The following is a 17,760-nucleotide window of genomic DNA, read 5'->3' as shown; positions in this document are numbered from 1 at the left end:
GAGTCTAGGACAGGTCCCGCGGTGGTCAGTACCGGGGAGCGCCCGCGGGACCGCCGTCCTCCGGCATCAGCCCAGTACGGGAAGGTGAGCGCGCAGGTCGGCCCGTTCGCCGCTCGCTGTGAGATGCGCCGCATCCAGCTCCCGCTCCCAGCTCGTGCGGCCGGTGGCGAGGCGGATCCAGGTGAGCGGATCGGTCTCCACCACGTTGGGCGGGGTGCCGCGGGTGTGCCGGGGCCCCTCGACGCACTGGACGACCGCGAAGGGCGGAATCCGAACCTCCACCGAGCCCCCGGGCGCCTTGGCGGCCAGGGCGTCGGCCAGCAGCCGCACGGTGGCCGCCAGCGCGTGGCGGGCCGGCGGGACGCGGACGCCGGTGGCGCGGGTGAGGTCGTCGCCGTGCACCACCAGCTCGACGAGACGGGTCACGGTGAAGTCCAGGGCCCGCATCGCGCCGAAGCCGTGCGGCAGCAGCACGTCGGTCCGCACGGCCTCCTCCAGGACCGGCTCCAGCTCCTCGACGGCGTCGTCCACCGCGTCCGCGGCGTTCGCGTACGCCTTGGCGTGCCGGCGGGTCGCCTCGTCCAGCTCGTGGGCGGCGCCGGCGGTGGACACCGCCCAGGTGCTGAGGTCCGTCTCCGGGGCGGCCGCGCGGGGCGGGGGCTCGGCGAGCAGCCGTGGCAACGCCTCGATCTGCCCGGCGATGTGGACCACGAGATGGTGCACGTCCCAGCCCGGCAGCCCGGAGGGGCGGGCCATCTGATCGGGCGTGAGCCTGTGCACGGCGTTGCGTACCGACTCCACCTGTCCGATGAGCCCGGCCCGCACCATGGCCGGGTCGTACGTCCTGGGCTTGCGCTTCACCGGAGGCATGGCGTCAGCGTAGAACGCCGCGTGTCCGGAACAGGCGGTTACCCGCCGGTCGGGGGCGCGTGGGGATCAGCTCCCCCGCTGGTAGTCCCTCTTCGAGGGCAGGGCGATGTCCGTGCAGCCGCGCCGCTCCGCGACGTCCTCGACGTAGGCGCGGAAGACCGGCTCCAGATGGCGGCCGACGGCCTCGGAGTACGGGTAGCCGGCGGTGAGGACGTGGACCGCGGGCCTCCCGTCGCACACGGAGGTGGCCCACCAGGCGTTCGCGCCGTCGTCGTACCCGCCCCGGCCGGGTACGGCCACCCGCTCGTCGTCGGCGGGATCGACGGCGACCTGCTCGGCGGCGTCCCCGAAGAAGCTCTCGGCGCTGAGCCACCAGCTCCTGCGGCCCTCTCCGGCCGCGGCCTCGCGGAACTCCCGGTAGGCGGGATCGTCCGCGTACCGCTCGTACGCCCGGCCACGGGCCTCCCCGCTGACGCTCAGCAGGCAGCGCTCCTCCCACACGCGGTCGTCGGCACGGGCCTCCAGCACCCGGTCCGGCAGCCAGCCGGAGGCGTTCGCCCGGCCGGTGTCCAGCCCCGCCCGGCCGTACCAGGCGCAGGTGCCCTCCGCCTCGCCGGGGGCCACGGGTTCGGTGTTCAGCGCCGGTATGCCGTCCGGCGGCTCCGGAAGGCGGTCGGGGCAGCCCAGTTCGCCGGCGAGGTTGTTCGCGGTCGTGACCGCGATGTCCGCCAGCCGGTCGCGGTCGGCCCGGCGGAGCTGGCCGTCCTCGGAGAACTCCGGCCGTACGGCCGCGTCCAGCTCGGCGGAGACCCGTACCGCGGTGATCTCCTCGCCCCGGTGCTCGACGCCGGGACAGGGCAGCCGGACGGAGACGCCGATGTCGGTGACGTGTCCGGGCACGCCGCCGCCGATCGGCTGGTGCACGCGGGGAACGCGGACGTACGGGTTGCCGGGGTCGAGCGCGTTCTCGAAGCTGTCGTCGACCGGTTCGGACGTCTGTCCGGTGGGCTCGGTGGCGACCCGCGCGGAGAAGAAGAACATGCCCTGCCCCACCCGGCGCCCCTCGGCGACCTCCTCGCTGCGCAGGACGCAGTCCTGCGGCAGCGGGCCCTCGTCCGGCCGGATGCCGTCCGAGACGTTCCGGGCGGGAGTGATCTCGCCCCCGCTCCCCGACAGGGCCAGCACCTCGCCCACCGGGACCAGTCCGCCGCACGCCTCGTCCACGGTGTGCCGCCGGTCCCACAGGTCCCACAGCGTCCAGCCGCTCAGGCCGATGGCGAGGACCGCCGTGCCGCACATGATCCGGTTGAAGACCGTCCGCCGCCGTTCGCGGTCCATCTCCGCCTCCTCAGTGCCACGCGTCCGGCGGCGAACCTACCAGCGCCCCCGCGCGGCACCGCGCCCCGCTCCGGGAGGGGAGCGGGGCGCGGGACGGAGTGCGGGCGTGCGCGTCAGGCGAGCCCGTCGGCCAGCAGCGCCGGGATCGTGGTCTCGTGGGCCTCGCGCAGCTCCGCCAGCGGGATGGAGAACTGCCCCTGGACCTCGATCGCGTCCCCGTCCACCACGCCGATGCGGGTGGCGGGCAGGCCCCGGACCCCGCACATGTCGGTGAACCGCAGTTCCTCGCTGCGCGGGACCGAGACGATCGCGCGGCCGGCCGACTCGGAGAACAGGAACACGAACGCGTCCAGTCCGTCGGGGACGATCAGCCGGGCGCCCTTGCCGCCCTTGAGGCACGACTCGGTCAGCGCCTGGATCAGCCCGCCGTCGCTCAGGTCGTGCGCGGCGTCGATCATGCCGTCGCGGGAGGCGGAGATCAGGATCTCGGCGAGCAGCCTCTCCCGCTCCAGGTCCACCTTCGGCGGCATCCCGCCCAGGTGGTCGTGGATCACCTGGGACCAGGCCGAGCCGCCCAGCTCCTCCCGGGTGTCGCCCAGGAGGTAGACGAGCTGGCCCTCCTCGGAGAACGCCATCGGGGTGCGGCGGGTGACGTCGTCGATCACGCCGAGCACGCCGACCACCGGGGTCGGGTGGATGGCGGTGTCGCCGGTCTGGTTGTACAGGGAGACGTTGCCGCCGGTCACCGGGGTGCCCAGCGCCTGGCAGGCGTCGGCCAGGCCGCGGCACGCCTCGGCGAACTGCCACATGGCGGCCGGGTCCTCCGGGGAGCCGAAGTTCAGGCAGTCGGTGACGGCCAGCGGCTTGGCGCCGGTGGTGGCGACGTTGCGGTACGACTCGGCCAGCGCGAGCTGCGCGCCGGTGTACGGGTCGAGCTTGGCGTAGCGGCCGTTGCCGTCGGTGGCGACGGCGACGCCCAGGCCCGTCTCCTCGTCGATGCGGATCATGCCGCTGTCCTCGGGCTGGGCGAGGACGGTGTTGCCCAGCACGTAGCGGTCGTACTGGTCGGTGATCCACGCCTTGGAGGCCTGGTTGGGGGAGCCGACCAGCTTCAGGACCTGCTCGCGCAGCTCCTCGCCGGACGCCGGGCGGGGCAGCTTGTTCGCGTCGTCGGCCTGGAGGGCGTCCTGCCACTCGGGGCGGGCGTAGGGCCGGTGGTAGACCGGGCCCTCGTGGGCGACCGTGCGCGGCGGGACGTCCACGATCTGCTCGCCGTGCCAGTAGATCTCCAGGCGGTCGCCGTCGGTCACCTCGCCGATGACGGTGGCGATGACGTCCCACTTCTCGCAGATGGCGAGGAAGCGGTCGACCTTGTCGGGCTCGACGATGGCGCACATGCGCTCCTGCGACTCGCTCATGAGGATCTCCTCGGGCGAGAGCGTGGAGTCGCGCAGCGGCACGGTGTCCAGGTCGATGCGCATGCCGCCGGAGCCGGCGCTGGCCAGCTCGGAGGTGGCGCAGGACAGGCCGGCGCCGCCGAGGTCCTGGATGCCGACGACCAGGTCCTCCTTGAAGACCTCCAGGGTGCACTCGATGAGGAGCTTCTCCTGGAAGGGGTCGCCGACCTGGACGGCCGGGCGCTTGGCCGGGCCCGTCTCGTCGAAGGTCTCCGAGGCGAGCACGGAGACGCCGCCGATGCCGTCGCCGCCGGTGCGGGCGCCGTAGAGGACGACCTTGTTGCCGGTGCCGGACGCCTTGGCCAGGTGGATGTCCTCGTGCCGCATCACCCCCACGCACAGGGCGTTGACCAGCGGGTTGCCCTGGTAGCAGGGGTCGAAGACGACCTCGCCGCCGATGTTGGGCAGGCCCAGGCAGTTGCCGTAGCCGCCGATGCCGGCGACGACGCCGGGCAGGACGCGCTTGGTGTCGGGGTGGTCCGGCGCGCCGAAGCGCAGCGGGTCCATCACGGCGACCGGGCGGGCGCCCATGGCGAGGATGTCGCGGACGATGCCGCCGACGCCGGTGGCCGCGCCCTGGTAGGGCTCGATGTAGGACGGGTGGTTGTGCGACTCGACCTTGAAGGTGACGGCGTAGCCCTGGCCGACGTCCACGACGCCGGCGTTCTCGCCGATGCCCACCAGCAGGGCGTCGGACTCGGGGGCCTTCTCGCCGAACTGCTTCAGGTGGACCTTGCTGGACTTGTAGGAGCAGTGCTCGGACCACATCACGGAGTACATGGCCAGTTCGGCGCCGGTCGGGCGGCGGCCGAGGATCTCGCGGATGCGGTCGTACTCGTCCCGCTTGAGGCCGAGCTCGGCCCAGGGCTGCTCGACGTCCGGGGTGTCGCTCGCGTGCTTGACGGTGTCGAGAGTCATGAGGTGGCGACCAGCTTCTTCAGAACCGAGGTGAAGAACCCGAGCCCGTCGGTGGTCGGGCCGGTGAGGGCCTCGACGGCGTGCTCGGGGTGCGGCATGAGCCCGACGACGTTGCCGGCCTCGTTGCAGATGCCCGCGATGTCGCGGCGGGAGCCGTTGGGGTTGACGTCCAGGTAGCGGAAGACGACCCGGCCGGTCGCCTCCAGCTCGTCGAGGGTGCGCTCGTCGGCGACGTAGCCGCCCTCGCCGTTCTTGAGCGGGACGGTGATCTCCTGGCCCTCGGCGTAGTCGGACGTCCAGGCGGTGTCCGTGTTCTCCACACGCAGCCTCTGGTCGCGGCAGACGAAGTGGAGGTGGTCGTTGCGGGTGAGGGCGCCGGGCAGCAGGTGCGACTCGCACAGCACCTGGAAGCCGTTGCAGATCCCGAGCACCGGCAGGCCGGCCCGGGCCTGGTCGATGATCGTCTCCATCACGGGGGAGAACCGGGCGATGGCGCCGCAGCGCAGGTAGTCGCCGTAGGAGAAGCCGCCGGGGAGGACCACGGCGTCCACCTGGTGGAGGTCCTTGTCGCGGTGCCACAGGGCGACCGGCTCGCCGCCCGCGAGGCGGATCGCGCGCCGGGCGTCGGCGTCGTCCAGGGAGCCGGGGAAGGTGACGACTCCGATGCGGGTCGTCATGCGGTGGTCACCTCTTCGCGCTCCTCGACGCGGACGGTGAAGTCCTCGATCACGGTGTTGGCGAGGAACGTCTCGGCGAGCTGGCGGATGCGGGCGAGGGCGTCGTCGTCGACGGGCCCCTCCACCTCGAGCTCGAAGCGCTTGCCCTGGCGGACGTCGGTGATCCCCTGGTAGCCCAGCCGGGGCAGAGCCCGCTGAACCGCCTGGCCCTGGGGGTCGAGGATCTCCGGCTTGAGCATGACGTCGACTACGACGCGAGCCACAGGTACTCCCGGTGGGTGTTGGTGCTGGAGGCTGCCGCTTCAGCGTACCGGGCGAAAAATTCTACTCGCGTAGATAAGGACACTCCGGTCACGGTCGGGTATCGGCGTCCCAAAAATCACCGAGAAGTACTGCGGGAAAGGGCGAGGGAAAAGTAAGGTCCGTTTCACGACGTGACACGCGGGTGTGAATTCACCCGCTTCACCTGGCAATGCTCCCCGCTGTACAAAGGACGTACAACGGAAGGGGTATTGCCCCCGGCCGCTTTGGTCACCGGCATCACCGCACGTCAAGCGGCGATTCACCGGTGTTCTCAACGGCGTTGCTCCCGAAAGGACCGATATCCGTGGCACAGCGTGTGGTGGTCACACTCTCCGACGACATCGATGGCGGGGAAGCGTCGGAAACGGTCTCCTTCGGCCTCGACGGCAAGGTGTATGAGATCGATCTCAGCCAGGAGAACGCGAAGAAACTGCGCATGAGCCTCGCCCCGTACGTACGGGCCGGCCGCCGGCAGGCCAGGGACGGCGGGACGTTCCGGCACACCTCCCTCGCCCCGGACCCGGCGGCGGTGCGCGCCTGGGCCCGGTCCCACGGCTTCGAGCTGCCGCCGCGCGGCCGGATCCCCAAGAAGGTCTACGAGGCCTTCAACGAGGCCCACTGAGCGGCCCGTTGCCCCCGATTTGCCATCCACCCCGGGTGATCGGCTAGAGTCTGGAGCACACCGCGGGGAGCGGCCGGAAACAGCCGAAACCAGCGGTCACGCGGGTGTAGCTCAGTAGTAGAGCGCCCTCTTTCCAAGAGGGAGGCGCAGTGTGCGATTCCTGTCACCCGCTCCAATCGCTCCACCGGTCCCCCGGGATCGGGTAGAGTGAGAGACGCGCCGATTGGTGAGAGCCGAGAGGTTGCATGCGGACGTAGCTCAGTTGGTAGAGCGCAACCTTGCCAAGGTTGAGGTCGCGAGTTCGAGCCTCGTCGTCCGCTCGGTGGTTGAGGCCCCGGTCCTTCAGGACCGGGGCCTCAGTCGTGTGTTCGTACTCACACCGGCCGTCCCTCTGACATTTGTCACACACGCCCGTGACAGCCCGCACTGCCCCGCCCCCGAATCCCGCGGAACGCTGGGGACATGGACACCGGAAGACACGTCATCGAGGTGAGCGGGCTGCGCCGGCGCTACGGCCCGGCGAAGGGGGACGGCTTCGAGGCCGTGCGGGGGATCTCGTTCTCCGTTGCCCGCGGCGAGCTGTTCGCACTGCTCGGGACGAACGGAGCGGGCAAGACCTCCACCGTCGAACTGCTGGAGGGGCTGGCCGAGCCCAGCGGCGGCCGGGTCCGCGTGCTCGGGCACGACCCGTACCGGGAGCGCGCCCGGGTGCGGTCCCGGATCGGGGTGATGCTCCAGGAGGGCGGCTTCCCGTCCGACCTGACCGTCGCCGAGACCGCCAGGATGTGGGCCGGGTGCACCACCGGGGCGCGTCCGGTGGCGGAGGTGCTGGAGACGGTGGGCCTGGGCCCGCGCGCGAACGTCCGGGTCAAGCAGCTCTCCGGCGGCGAGAGGCGGCGTCTGGACCTGGCGATGGCCCTGATCGGCCGGCCCGAGGTGCTCTTCCTGGACGAGCCGACGACCGGGCTGGACGCCGAGGGGCGGCGGGACACCTGGCGGCTGGTGCGCGAACTGCGCGCGGCGGGCACGACCGTGGTGCTGACCACGCACTACCTGGAGGAGGCCGAGGAACTGGCCGACCGGCTCGCGATCATGCGGGCGGGACGGATCGTCGTCTCCGGCACCCCCGCCGAGGTCACCGCCACACGCCCGTCCCGGATCCGCTTCACCCTCCCCGAGGGCGTGCCGCCGGCGCGGCTCCCGCTGTCGCTGAAGGCCGCGGCCGACGGGCGGCGGGTGGAGATCCGCACCGGGCGGCTGCAGGAGGCGCTGACCGAACTCCTGCTGTGGGCCCGGCGGGAGGACGTCGGACTGGAGGGGCTCGACGCCCGCTCGGCGTCCCTGGAGGAGGCCTTCCTGGAGATCGCCCACGGGGACCCCGGGGAACCCGCGGGGACCACGGACACCATCCACACCGCACGGCCGGCGAAGGCGGGAGCACGATGAGCGCGACGGACACCGCACCCACAGCACCCACCGCATCCACCGAGAAGCCGCGGCCCGGCGAGGCCGCCGCCGCCCTGCGGCGGATGCGGGCGCTGGGCCGGGCCGAGCTGACCCTGCTCGTCCGCAACCGCACCGCGATGTTCACCGCCCTGCTGATGCCGCTCCTGATGGTGCTCTTCACCCGCTCGACGATCCGGCAGGTGTCGCTGGAGGGCACCGGTCTGAGCGCCACCGGCGTGGTGATGACGGGCGGCATCGCCATGGTGCTGGTCTTCGTCGTCTACACCAACCTCATCCCCGCCTACGTCTCCCGCCGCGAGGAGCTGGTGCTCAAGCGGCTGCGGACCGGTGAGGTGCGCGACTGGGAGATCCTGGCCGGCACCTCGCTGCCGGTGGTCGTCCTGGCGGTGCTGCAGTGCGCGGTGCTGGTCGCGGCGGGCTCGCTCCTGCTGGACGCGGACCCGCCCCGGCGGCCCGTCCTGCTCGTCCTGGGCGTGCTGCTGGGCGTCGTCCTGATGGTCCTGGCGGCGGCCGTGACGGCCGTCTTCACCAGGACCGCGGAGAGCTCCCAGATCACCGCGCTGCCGATGGTGATGGTGGTCTTCCTCGGCTCCGGGGTGTTCGTCCCGCTGGAGATCGCGCCGGACCGGGTGGCCGACGTGATGCGGCTGCTGCCCATGACCCCGGTGGTCGACCTGGCGCGGTACGGCTGGTTCGGCGGCGGGGAGCCGGGCGAGGTGCTGCGGGCGGCAGGGGTCGCGGTGGCCTGGTCGGTGGCGTCGGTGTTTGCTGTACGCCGGTGGTTCCGCTGGGAACCGCGTCGCTGAGGTGTGAGGAGCGGGACGTGACGGTGGCCGAGGGGGGCGCGCTGGGCTGGGTGGAGCGGATACGGCGGTCCAGCGGACCGGTCCGCTTCCACCAGTACACCCGGTACACGCTCTACAGCTTCGCCGTCTGCGAAGCCGGGCTGCTGGCGTTCTGGTGCGCGGCCCAGCGCGGTGGCATGGCCGTCTGGGTCCTCGTCCCGCTGCTCGCCCTGTTCGTCGCCCACCCCGCCTGCCACCTGCTGCTGACCCGGGCCGGGCTGCGGTACTACCTGGGCACGGCCGGGCGGCCCGACAGGCTGATCGCCGCGTACGCGGCGGTCACGGCCGCCGGGGTCGCCTTCCTCCACACCGCGATCGGCGCCGGGTGGACGGACCTGGGGGCGGTGGCCGCCAGCACCTGGCTGCTGATGTTCCTGCCGGGACCGCTGCTGCTGGTCCTGCCCGTCCGGCTCGCCGGCGCCCTGACCGCGTCGGCCGTCGCGCTCTCGGGACTGTCCGTGGCGGTGCTGGATCTGCCCGGCCAGAACCTCGGCTACCACGTGGGCGCCTCCGTCCTCGGCGCCGTCTTCTTCGGCTTCTCCTACCGGTGCTCCGGCTGGACGATGCGGGTCGTCAGCGAACTGGAGGCCGCCCGGGAGACCCAGGCCCGGCTGGCGGTCGCCGAGGAGCGGCTGCGGTTCGGCCGGGACCTCCACGACGTGCTGGGCCGCAACCTGTCGGTGATCGCCCTCAAGAGCGAGCTGGCCGTCCAGCTCGCCCAGCGGGGATCGCCCTCGGCCGTGGACCAGATGACCGAGGTGCAGCGCATCGCGCGGGAGTCCCAGCGGGAGATGCGGGAGGTCGTGCGCGGTTACCGGGAGGCCGACCTCCACACCGAACTGGTCGGGGCCCGGGGGGTGTTGCGGGCCGCCGGGATCGACTGCCGGATCGAGGACAGCGGCAGCGGGGAGCTGCCCGAGCGGCTGCAGTCGGCCCTGGGGTGGGTGGTCCGCGAGGGCACCACCAACGTGCTGCGGCACGCCGACGCCCGGTGGTGCGCGATCCGGCTGCGGACCGGCCCGGGGGACGGCGCGGCCGAACTGGTCATGGAGAACGACGGGGTGCCGCCGCCCCGGGCCGGCGCGGAGGGCGGTTCGGGACTCGCCGGGCTCCGCGAGCGCCTGGCCGAACTCGGCGGGACACTGGCCGACGAGCGGCGCGGCGACGGAACCTTCCGGCTGACGGCCCGGGTGCCGGGGCGTCCGGAGGGCGGCGGCGAGCCGGCCGGGGAGGCCCGGGGGAAGGCCCGCGGCGACAACCGGGGGAACGCCCGGGAGAACACCCCGGGAAACGCCCCGGGGAACGCCATGGAGAACACTGCGAGGGAGGACGAGCGGTGACGGACGGCGCCCTGGACACCGGCGGGCCCCACCCCGTGCGGGTGCTGCTGGCCGACGACGAGCACCTGATCCGGGGCGCGCTGGCCGCGCTCCTGGCGCTGGAGGACGACCTGCTGGTGGTCGCGGAGGCGGCGTCCGGCCCGGAGGCGCTGGCGATGGCCCGGGCGCACCGGCCCGACGTGGCGGTGCTGGACCTCCAGATGCCGGGGAAGGACGGCGTGGCGGTCGCCACGGCGCTGCGGGCCGAACTCCCCGGCTGCCGCACCATGATCGTCACCGGGCACGGCCGTCCGGGCCATCTGAAGCGGGCGCTGGCGGCGGGGGTGCGCGGCTTCGTGCCCAAGACGGTCTCGGCACAGCGGCTGGCCGAGATCATCCGCACGGTGCACGCCGGAAGCCGGTACGTGGACCCGGAGCTGGCGGCCGACGCGATCAGCTCCGGGGACTCCCCCCTGACCGCCCGCGAGGCCGAGCTGCTGGAGCTGGCGGCGGACGGGGCGCCGATAGCGGAGATCGCGGAACGGGCCTCGCTGGCCCCGGGGACGGTCCGCAACTACCTCTCGTCGGCCGCCGCGAAACTGTCGGCGGAGAACCGTCACGCGGCCGTGCGCATCGCCCGCGAGCGGGGTTGGATATAGTGGTCAGCGCACCGCACGGAACGCACCCGGAAGGGTGGGTCCGCGCACGGCGCATGCGGACGTAGCTCAGTTGGTAGAGCGCAACCTTGCCAAGGTTGAGGTCGCGAGTTCGAGCCTCGTCGTCCGCTCTGCAGTCGAGGCCCCGGTCCTGAAGGACCGGGGCCTTCTCCGTGTTCCCACCGGCCGGCTCCCCGGCCGGACGGAACGGGTTCCGCCCGGCCGTCCGGCCTCCGGCCGGACGCGGGTCAGCTCCAGCGGGTGCCGGTCAGCATCTCGTACGCCTCGACGTAGCGGGCGCGGGTCCGCTCCACCACCTCGGCGGGCAGCTCGGGCGGCGGCTGCTCGCCGCGGTGGTCCCAGCCGGCGGCCGGGGAGGTCAGCCAGTCGCGGACGATCTGCTTGTCGAACGAGGGCTGGGAGCGGCCCGGCTCCCACTCGTCGGCGGGCCAGAAGCGCGACGAGTCGGGGGTGAGCACCTCGTCGGCCAGGAACAGCCGCTCCCCGCCGTCCTCGGGCCCCCACCCGAACTCGAACTTGGTGTCGGCCAGGATGATCCCCCGCTCGCGGGCGATGTCACGGCCCCGGGAGTAGACGGCCAGGGTCAGCTGGCGCAGCTCCGCGGCGGTGTCGGCGCCGACCCGGCGGGCCACCTCCTCGTAGGGGACGTTCTCGTCGTGCTCGCCGACCTCGGCCTTGGTCGCCGGGGTGAAGATCGGGGCGGGCAGCTCCGAGCCGTCCACCAGGCCCTCGGGGAGGGCCAGCCCGCAGACCGTCCGGGACTCCCGGTACTCGGCCAGCCCCGAGCCGGTCAGGTAGCCGCGGGCCACGCACTCCACCGGGACCATGCGCAGGGAGCGGCAGACCACCGTGCGCCCCTCCCAGTCGGCCGGGGCGCCGGGGGGCAGCTCGGTGGAGACGACATGGCCCGGCACCAGATCGGCGAGCTGGTCGAACCACCACAGGGAGAGCTGGGTGAGGATGCGGCCCTTGTCGGGGATCTCGGTGGGCAGCACCCAGTCGTAGGCGGACACCCGGTCGCTGGCGACCATCACCAGGTCCCCGGCCTCGTTCCGGTACAGGTCCCGCACCTTGCCCGTGTGCACGTGTACCAGGCCCGGCACCTGCACGGGCTCGGGCTTGTCGACGAATCCGGTCACGGCTCCTCCTGTGGCTCGGTCCAGGACTTCCGATTCTCCCGCACGCCGGCGGTCCGCACCGGACGGGGTCGGACGGACGGGTGGCGGGCCGGGCACGCGAACGGTCGTCCCCCGGAGGGGAGAAGAGCCGGACGGCGGCCCGGAGCGGACCGGGCCGGACCTCAGTCGTGCTTGCAGATGCGGTCCAGGAGGTTGGCCGTGGCCCGCTGGACGCGGGCGTCCACATGGCCGGGGCGGTCCAGGGCCGGGGACCAGGCGAAGGTGCCGGAGGCGAAGACCAGGGCGCCGCTGGGGGCCCGGTACAGGGACGTCTCCTGGTGGCGGCGGGCCCCGGCGGCGTCCTCGTAGGGCGAGTGGGCGAGCAGCACGCGCTCGCTGTACAGGGGGAGAGCGGTGCGCGGGAAGTAGCGGTCGGCCTCGCCCGCCACCAGGCCGGGCAGTTCGTCGCCCTCCGCCGCCCCGGTGGCCTCCCACAGCCAGTGGTCGGCGTTCCGCACGACCATCGGGTGCGGCCGGGGCACCTGGCCCGCGTACTGGATGCCCAGCACCTGCTGCTCGGGGTCGCCCTGGTCGCGCCAGCGCAGGGAGCGGCCGGGACCGCGCCTCTTGCGGCAGCTCATCAGCCGGTCGGGGACGCCGGAGGGCGAGGGGCTCAGCTCCACCTGCCAGTACATGGTGTTGGCGGAGAGGAAGACCAGCGAGGTGCCGCCGTCGCGGGCCTTCTCCACCGCCCGGCGCATCGGCACCGACCAGTACTCGTCGTGGCCAGGGAAGACCAGCCCGCGGTAGCGGGAGGGATCGACGCGGCCCGCGTGGAGGTCGCGGGTGTCGGCGTAGGCCAGGTCGTAGCCGTAGCGCTCGGCCCAGCGGATGAAGTCGTAGGCGTGGCCCACGTGGAGGGGCAGGCCCGCGCCCGCGTACGGCCGGTCGAAGGAGACCGTGACGGCCGCGTCCTCCTCGCCCAGCAGCCGGCCCCGCTCGTCCCAGGCGTGGTACAGGCTGGCGCCGGTGCGGCCGTCCTCGGGGAAGAGGTTGTACGCCTGCCAGGTGACGTCCGGGAGGATCAGCAGCAGGTCGCCGGGCCGCTCGTCACGGACGGTGAAGGGGATGTGGGAGCGGTGGCCGTCCGCGGTGGTCAGCACGGCGACATGGGCGCCGGTGCTCCAGTACTCCGGGACCTGGAGCCGCCAGGAGAGCCACCAGTGGTGGCAGGAGACGGTGCGGTCGGCGGTCAGCGGCGGCGGCTGGACGATGCCGGACAGCCGGGGACTGGTGGTGATCTTGGTGGCGCCCTCGCCGCCGTAGTGGCCGATGCGGTAGACGTCCACGCCGAAGGGCTGGGGCGGGTCGACCGTGATCCGGAAGTCGATGGACTGGCCGGGGGAGACCGCGCTCTCCGAGGTGAAGCCCTTGATCTGGCAGCGCACGTCGTCGGCGGCGCGCGGGCCGCCGCCCGTGCGGGCCGGGCCCTCGGTCCCGTCCAGGCTGCTGTGGTCCAGGTACCAGGGGACGACGTGCCCGGTGTCGTCGAAGTAGTGCTCGGTGCACCGCAGCCAGGGCAGGGGGCCCTGTCCGAACGGATCGGTGACCGCATGTGCGAGCGCCCCCGACTCCCAGCGCCGGACCTGCTCCGTGCCCACTCGTCTCCCCTCCCTGGTGTCCGCGCTCCGGCCGGTGTTGCCGGACACCAGCACATCACATAAAGAGAACGTCCGGTCACCCTTTGTCGTCAAAAGACCGGGCTCCGCGACCCGGTCGGCGGGGAAGGGCCGGAAAACGGCCGGAAGGAGAGGCGCGGAGGCGGGGATATGCCCGGAAAGTTCGCCGACACCCGGAAACTCCGGAGACGCGGAGACGCGGAGACCGTACGGGGGCGGCGGGCCGCCGGAGCCGCGCGGGGCCCTCCGGAGCGGTCAGACCGTCAGACCAGGCGTATGGGCTTGTCGTGCCGTACGCCCACGGCCGCCAGCCAGTCGCGCAGCGGCTGGGGGTCCGCCTCCTCGGCGAGGGCGAGGACGGGCCTGGCCAGGTCGGCGCGGCGCTCGCCGTCCACGAGCAGGGCGGGGCCGTCCAGCCAGTCGAGGCCGGGGGCCGCTCCGGCGGTGTCCACGGCCGCGCAGCACACGGCGGCCGTGATGTGCTCGGCCAGCAGGTCGCGTCCGCTGCGCGGCGGTTGCAGGGGGAACCCGCCGGAGGGAAGCGGCACGACCTCGCCCGCGTCCCCGGACGCCGTCCCGGCCCGGACGGCCCCCTCCCGGGCCGCGGCCTCCCTCGCCACCACCGCGCCGATCCGGGCGGCGAGCTCCTCGGTGCCGCCGCCGGCCGCCGCGGCCTCCCCCACCAGCCGGTCGATCAGCTCGGCCAGCGTCGGGTTCTCGGTGGCCCGCAGCACCGCGAAGAGACGGGCGGCCTCGGTGCGCCAGATGCGGTCCACGACCTCGTCGGGGTACTGCGGCCAGTCCACCGGAGCCCAGTCGGGACCGGGCTCGGCCGGGCCGTCGTGGAAGAGGCGCGCGGCCAGCAGCGAGACCGCGCGGTCCACGGCGCCGGGCTCCTCCAGCAGGTCGCAGGCGGGACGCTCGCCCAGCCGCGTGGCGAAGCCCTCGGCCAGCCGGTCGCGCCGGGAGAGTTCGGTGAGCGCGGCGACCACGCCGGCGTCCAGCCGCTCGGGCCAGCGCCCGGTGCGCCAGGCGGGCAGTGCCACCCGGGTCAGCAGCCGGTCCCAGCCGGCGTACGCCAGGCCCACCTGTTCCTGGGCGACGACCCGCAGACCGTAGTCCACCCGCTGGGCCCGCGCGGCGGCGGCCGCGGCGACCATCCGCTCCATCTCCGCGGCGTGCGAGGCCCCCACCCGCAGCAGCAGCCGCGCCACCCAGCCGACGAAGTCGTACGCGAGCCGCCGCGGAAGCGGGCCGCCGGCCGCCGCGGCGACCGCGGCGGCGGCGTCCAGGCCCCGGACGAAGCGCCGCGCCGCGGCGATGTCCGGATGCGCGGAGGGACCCGTCCCGGCGACGACCGGGGCGAGCAGGGCCCGCAGCTCGGCGACGCGCATCCACCACAGGAACGGGGAGCCGATCACGAGCACCGGGGCATCGCCGCGGCGCGCCCCGCCGGGGCGGAGGAGCCCCGGAAGGCGCGGGAGGCCCCGCCGGGCGCCGTGCGCCCGGTCCTCCAGCCAGCTGTCGCAGTCGGGCGTCAGGGCTATCGCCGAGGGCGGGGGGACGTCCAGCCGGTCGGCGAGGTCGCGTATGAGGCGGTACAGGTCGGGGGCGGCGCTCTCCTCGACCTGCACCGTGGGGCTGACCGCCGGGCGCGCCCGCGCGATCACGGCCGCCACCCCCGCCGCCGCGGCGAGCACCGGCACGGCGACCGCGACGGCCGCCCAGCGGACCGCGTCCCAGCCGTCACCGAGCCGTCCGGTGATCCCTCCCGCGAGCAGCACGACGGCCGCCGCCGCGGGCAGCAGCGCGGCGCCCAGCGCGACGCCGCGCACCCGCAGGACCGCCAGCGCGTGGTCGCGCGCCGAACGTGTGCCCGTCTCCGGTAGTGCCACGGGTCCGCTCACCCCCTTGCCGATCCCCCGCGCCTGTCACTCCCCCACTGTGGCACCGGAAGTCGACATCGCAATGTGCGGTGGGCCACTTGCCGGAGCCCTCCGCGGGAACCCTAGTAGGACCCCGCGCGGGCGTCAGTCGGATAAGAGGGCGGTCACCCGATGGAATGGCTTTGGGCAAAGCCGGGTGCGCGGACGCGCACGCCGGGGGTGCCCGGTTACGCGTCCTCGCCCGTCCCGCCGGCCTCCCCGGCCCCTCCGGTCACCTCCGCCGCCCGGGCGGCGATGTCGCTCCGGTGGTGCGAGCCGGCCAGCCGGATGCGGGACACCGCCTGGTAGGCCCGCTCGCGCGCCTCGGCCAGGTCGGCGCCGGTGGCCGTGACGGACAGCACCCGGCCCCCCGCGCTGAGCACCCGTCCCTCCTCGTCGCGCCGCGTGCCGGCGTGGAGGACGTAGGCGGTGGGGGCGTCCTTCTCCGCGACCTCCTCCAGGCCCTCGATCGGGTCGCCCGTACGGGGCGCGGCGGGGTAGCCCTCGGAGGCGACCACGACCGTGACGGCCGCGTCGTCGCTCCAGCGCAGCGGCGGGAACTCGGCCAGCCGCCCGGTGGCGGCCGCGTACAGCAGGCCCGACAGCGGGGTCTTCAGCCGGGCCAGGACCACCTGGGTCTCCGGGTCGCCGAAGCGGGCGTTGAACTCGACCACGCGCACCCCGCGCGAGGTGAGCGCGAGCCCGGCGTAGAGCAGGCCGGAGAAGGGGGTGCCGCGGCGGCGCATCTCGTCCACGGTGGGCTGCAGGACGGTGGCCAGCACCTCGTCGGCCAGTCCGGGGTCGGCCCAGGGCAGCGGCGAGTAGGCGCCCATGCCGCCGGTGTTGGGGCCCTCGTCGCCGTCGTGGGCGCGCTTGAAGTCCTGGGCGGGGCGCAGCGGCACGACGCACTCGCCGTCGGTCACGGCGAAGAGGGAGACCTCGGGGCCGTCGAGGAACTCCTCGATCACCACCCTGCCGTTCCCCTCCGCGATGCCGCAGGACAGGGCGTGCGCGCGGGCGGCGCCGAGGTCGGAGGTGACGACGACGCCCTTGCCCGCGGCCAGGCCGTCGTCCTTGACGACGTACGGCGGGCCGAAGGCGTCGAGGGCCTCCTCGACCTCCTCGGGGGTGGTGCACACGTACGACCGGGCCGTGGGCACCCCGGCGGCGGCCATGATCTCCTTGGCGAACGCCTTGGAGCCCTCCAGCCGGGCGGCCTCGGCCGACGGGCCGAAGACGGCGATGCCGCGCTCGCGCACGGCGTCGGCCACCCCGGCGACGAGCGGGGCCTCGGGCCCCACGACGACGAGGTCGGCCCGCAGTTCGGCGGCCAGGCCGGCGACGGCCTCCCCGTCGAGCGGGTCCACGGCGTGCGGGACCGCCACCTCCGCGATGCCGGCGTTGCCGGGTGCGCAGTGCAGCGAGGTGACGTCGGGGTCGAGGGACAGAGAGCGGCACAGGGCGTGTTCGCGGGCGCCGCTGCCGATGACGAGGACCTTCACGCCCTGCACCCTATCCGTCCGCCGGCCGCCCTCTCCCGGTCCCCGCCGCGGGGGCCCGGACGGGGGGCATGGGCGGGGCATGGGCGGAGCACGGGCGGGGGCACTCACCCGTTCGGGGGAGCGGGGTGCGCTCGTATACCCGGTCGGGAACCACGTACGGGCGGAAATACCGCGAAGGCCTCGGCGCCTCCCACTTCTGGCGGTAGGAAGGGGCATCGAGCGGTCCGTGAACGGTCCGCCGATCGAGGGCTTTGTATGGGAGTGGGCGGGTGAGTCAGCCGGATATGCGGCCCGAGGCAGGCGATATGGGGCGGGGCGGTCGGAGTTATCTGCGGAGGGACCTGCTCGGGCGGCCTTTCCCCCTGGGGGACTGGGGCGAGCCCGCCGAGCGGCTGGACGAGCTGTACCGGTGGGCCGAGGAGGGGGCGCTGGAGATCGCGGAGTGGTATCTGGCGGACCGGGTGCGCAAGCGCCGGGGCGCCCGGATCCTGCGGGCCGGGACGGCCCTGGGGACGGCCGCCGGGGCCGCCCTGCCGCTGCTGGAGCTGACCGGCGCGGTGCCGGGGGCGGCCCTCTGGTCCTTCGTGGCCCTGCTGGGGGCCGTCGTGTGCGCGGGGTGCGACCGCTGGTTCGGGCTGACCTCCGGCTGGATGCGGGACATCGCCACCGCGCAGGCCGTGCAGCGGCGGCTGGAGGTCCTCCAGTACGACTGGGCGTCGGAGTGCGTGCGGGAGGTGCTGGGGCCCACGGAGGGCACGGCGAGCGAGGCGGCCGAGCGGTGCCTGGGGGTGCTGCGGCGGTTCACGGAGGACGTGACGGAGCTGCTGCGGGGCGAGACCGCCTCCTGGATGGTGGAGTTCCGGTCCGGTCCGGCGCCGCTGAACACCCAGTCGCTGACCGCGTCCGCCTGGGGGGCGCGCGCCGGGAGCGCCGCCCCCCAGCCGGCCCGCTTCCCGCTCCCGCCGGGCGTGCGGCCGAGCATGCCGCGGCAGCGGCCCCCGGAGGGGCCGCGCTGAGCCCCTCCGGAGCCGCGTCCGCCGGGG

The 17,760-nt window shown here is 74.0% G+C and carries 15 protein-coding genes and 3 tRNA genes; 9 read left to right on the top strand and 9 right to left on the bottom strand.

Going from position 1 to position 17,760, the window contains the following annotated elements; all coding sequences use genetic code 11:
- Nucleotides 1-66 precede the first annotated feature (66 nt).
- The 5 genes from ABD358_RS19500 to purS form a co-directional block, all read right to left on the bottom strand.
- Nucleotides 67-870: a maleylpyruvate isomerase family mycothiol-dependent enzyme gene (locus tag ABD358_RS19500; RefSeq protein WP_344632364.1), complete on the bottom strand. Its 804-nt coding sequence runs from the start codon at nt 868-870 to the stop codon at nt 67-69.
- A 66-nt stretch (nt 871-936) separates the two neighbouring features.
- Nucleotides 937-2,208 carry a hypothetical protein gene (locus ABD358_RS19495; RefSeq protein WP_344632363.1) on the bottom strand — a complete coding sequence of 424 codons (1,272 nt, stop codon included), beginning with the start codon at nt 2,206-2,208 and terminating at the stop codon, nt 937-939.
- Between the two features lie 113 nt (nt 2,209-2,321).
- Nucleotides 2,322-4,583 (bottom strand): phosphoribosylformylglycinamidine synthase subunit PurL, encoded by a 2,262-nt coding sequence (gene purL / locus ABD358_RS19490; protein ID WP_344632362.1) that lies wholly within the window; start codon nt 4,581-4,583, stop codon nt 2,322-2,324.
- A complete protein-coding gene (purQ, locus tag ABD358_RS19485; protein WP_344632361.1) occupies nt 4,580-5,260 on the bottom strand; it encodes a phosphoribosylformylglycinamidine synthase subunit PurQ in 681 nt (226 codons plus the stop codon). The genes purL and purQ overlap by 4 nt, the downstream gene beginning before the upstream one ends.
- On the bottom strand, nt 5,257-5,523 hold the full coding sequence (purS, locus tag ABD358_RS19480) for a phosphoribosylformylglycinamidine synthase subunit PurS (protein ID WP_344632360.1): 267 nt from the start codon (nt 5,521-5,523) through the stop codon (nt 5,257-5,259). Before purS ends, purQ begins: the two co-directional genes overlap by 4 nt.
- Nucleotides 5,524-5,867: 344 nt before the next feature.
- Between purS and ABD358_RS19475 the strand changes: the two genes are divergently transcribed.
- From ABD358_RS19475 to ABD358_RS19440, 8 genes are all read left to right on the top strand, one after another.
- Entirely contained in the window at nt 5,868-6,185 is a 318-nt protein-coding gene (locus ABD358_RS19475; RefSeq protein WP_344632359.1) for a histone-like nucleoid-structuring protein Lsr2, read from the top strand.
- A gap of 100 nt (nt 6,186-6,285) precedes the next feature.
- A tRNA-Gly gene (locus ABD358_RS19470) sits at nt 6,286-6,360 on the top strand.
- Nucleotides 6,361-6,432: 72 nt separating this feature from the next.
- A tRNA-Gly gene (locus ABD358_RS19465) sits at nt 6,433-6,505 on the top strand.
- Nucleotides 6,506-6,647: 142 nt separating this feature from the next.
- Nucleotides 6,648-7,631 carry an ABC transporter ATP-binding protein gene (locus ABD358_RS19460; RefSeq protein ID WP_344632358.1) on the top strand — a complete coding sequence of 328 codons (984 nt, stop codon included), beginning with the start codon at nt 6,648-6,650 and terminating at the stop codon, nt 7,629-7,631.
- The gene (locus tag ABD358_RS19455) at nt 7,628-8,458 is read left to right on the top strand and encodes an ABC transporter permease (protein ID WP_425576374.1); all 831 of its coding nucleotides are present in this window, start codon (nt 7,628-7,630) and stop codon (nt 8,456-8,458) included. Before ABD358_RS19460 ends, ABD358_RS19455 begins: the two co-directional genes overlap by 4 nt.
- A gap of 17 nt (nt 8,459-8,475) precedes the next feature.
- On the top strand, nt 8,476-9,837 hold the full coding sequence (locus ABD358_RS19450) for a sensor histidine kinase (protein WP_344632357.1): 1,362 nt from the start codon (nt 8,476-8,478) through the stop codon (nt 9,835-9,837).
- Nucleotides 9,834-10,475 carry a response regulator gene (locus ABD358_RS19445; RefSeq protein ID WP_344632356.1) on the top strand — a complete coding sequence of 214 codons (642 nt, stop codon included), beginning with the start codon at nt 9,834-9,836 and terminating at the stop codon, nt 10,473-10,475. The genes ABD358_RS19450 and ABD358_RS19445 overlap by 4 nt, the downstream gene beginning before the upstream one ends.
- A gap of 55 nt (nt 10,476-10,530) precedes the next feature.
- A tRNA-Gly gene (locus ABD358_RS19440) sits at nt 10,531-10,603 on the top strand.
- Between the two features lie 117 nt (nt 10,604-10,720).
- Here ABD358_RS19440 and ABD358_RS19435 read toward each other — a convergent pair.
- From ABD358_RS19435 to purD, 4 genes are all read right to left on the bottom strand, one after another.
- Nucleotides 10,721-11,632 (bottom strand): phosphoribosylaminoimidazolesuccinocarboxamide synthase, encoded by a 912-nt coding sequence (locus ABD358_RS19435; protein WP_344632355.1) that lies wholly within the window; start codon nt 11,630-11,632, stop codon nt 10,721-10,723.
- Nucleotides 11,633-11,793: 161 nt separating this feature from the next.
- Nucleotides 11,794-13,272: a N,N-dimethylformamidase beta subunit family domain-containing protein gene (locus tag ABD358_RS19430; RefSeq protein ID WP_344632354.1), complete on the bottom strand. Its 1,479-nt coding sequence runs from the start codon at nt 13,270-13,272 to the stop codon at nt 11,794-11,796.
- A 281-nt stretch (nt 13,273-13,553) separates the two neighbouring features.
- Nucleotides 13,554-15,197, bottom strand: a complete 1,644-nt coding sequence (locus tag ABD358_RS19425; protein ID WP_425576373.1) for a M48 family metalloprotease — start codon at nt 15,195-15,197, stop codon at nt 13,554-13,556.
- 206 nt (nt 15,198-15,403) lie between these two features.
- Complete coding sequence (gene purD / locus ABD358_RS19420) at nt 15,404-16,717, bottom strand: phosphoribosylamine--glycine ligase (protein ID WP_344632352.1); 1,314 nt, start codon at nt 16,715-16,717, stop codon at nt 15,404-15,406.
- A gap of 269 nt (nt 16,718-16,986) precedes the next feature.
- Here purD and ABD358_RS19415 point away from each other — a divergent pair, with 269 nt between their 5' ends.
- The gene (locus tag ABD358_RS19415) at nt 16,987-17,733 is read left to right on the top strand and encodes an SLATT domain-containing protein (protein WP_425576372.1); all 747 of its coding nucleotides are present in this window, start codon (nt 16,987-16,989) and stop codon (nt 17,731-17,733) included.
- Nucleotides 17,734-17,760 lie beyond the last annotated feature (27 nt).

This window comes from Streptomyces glaucosporus (assembly GCF_039533345.1).
GTDB classification, from domain to species: Bacteria; Actinomycetota; Actinomycetes; order Streptomycetales; family Streptomycetaceae; genus Streptomyces; species Streptomyces glaucosporus.
The sequence above is the reverse complement of the archived record's forward strand: the minus strand, read 5'-3'. Positions and strand labels throughout refer to the sequence as shown.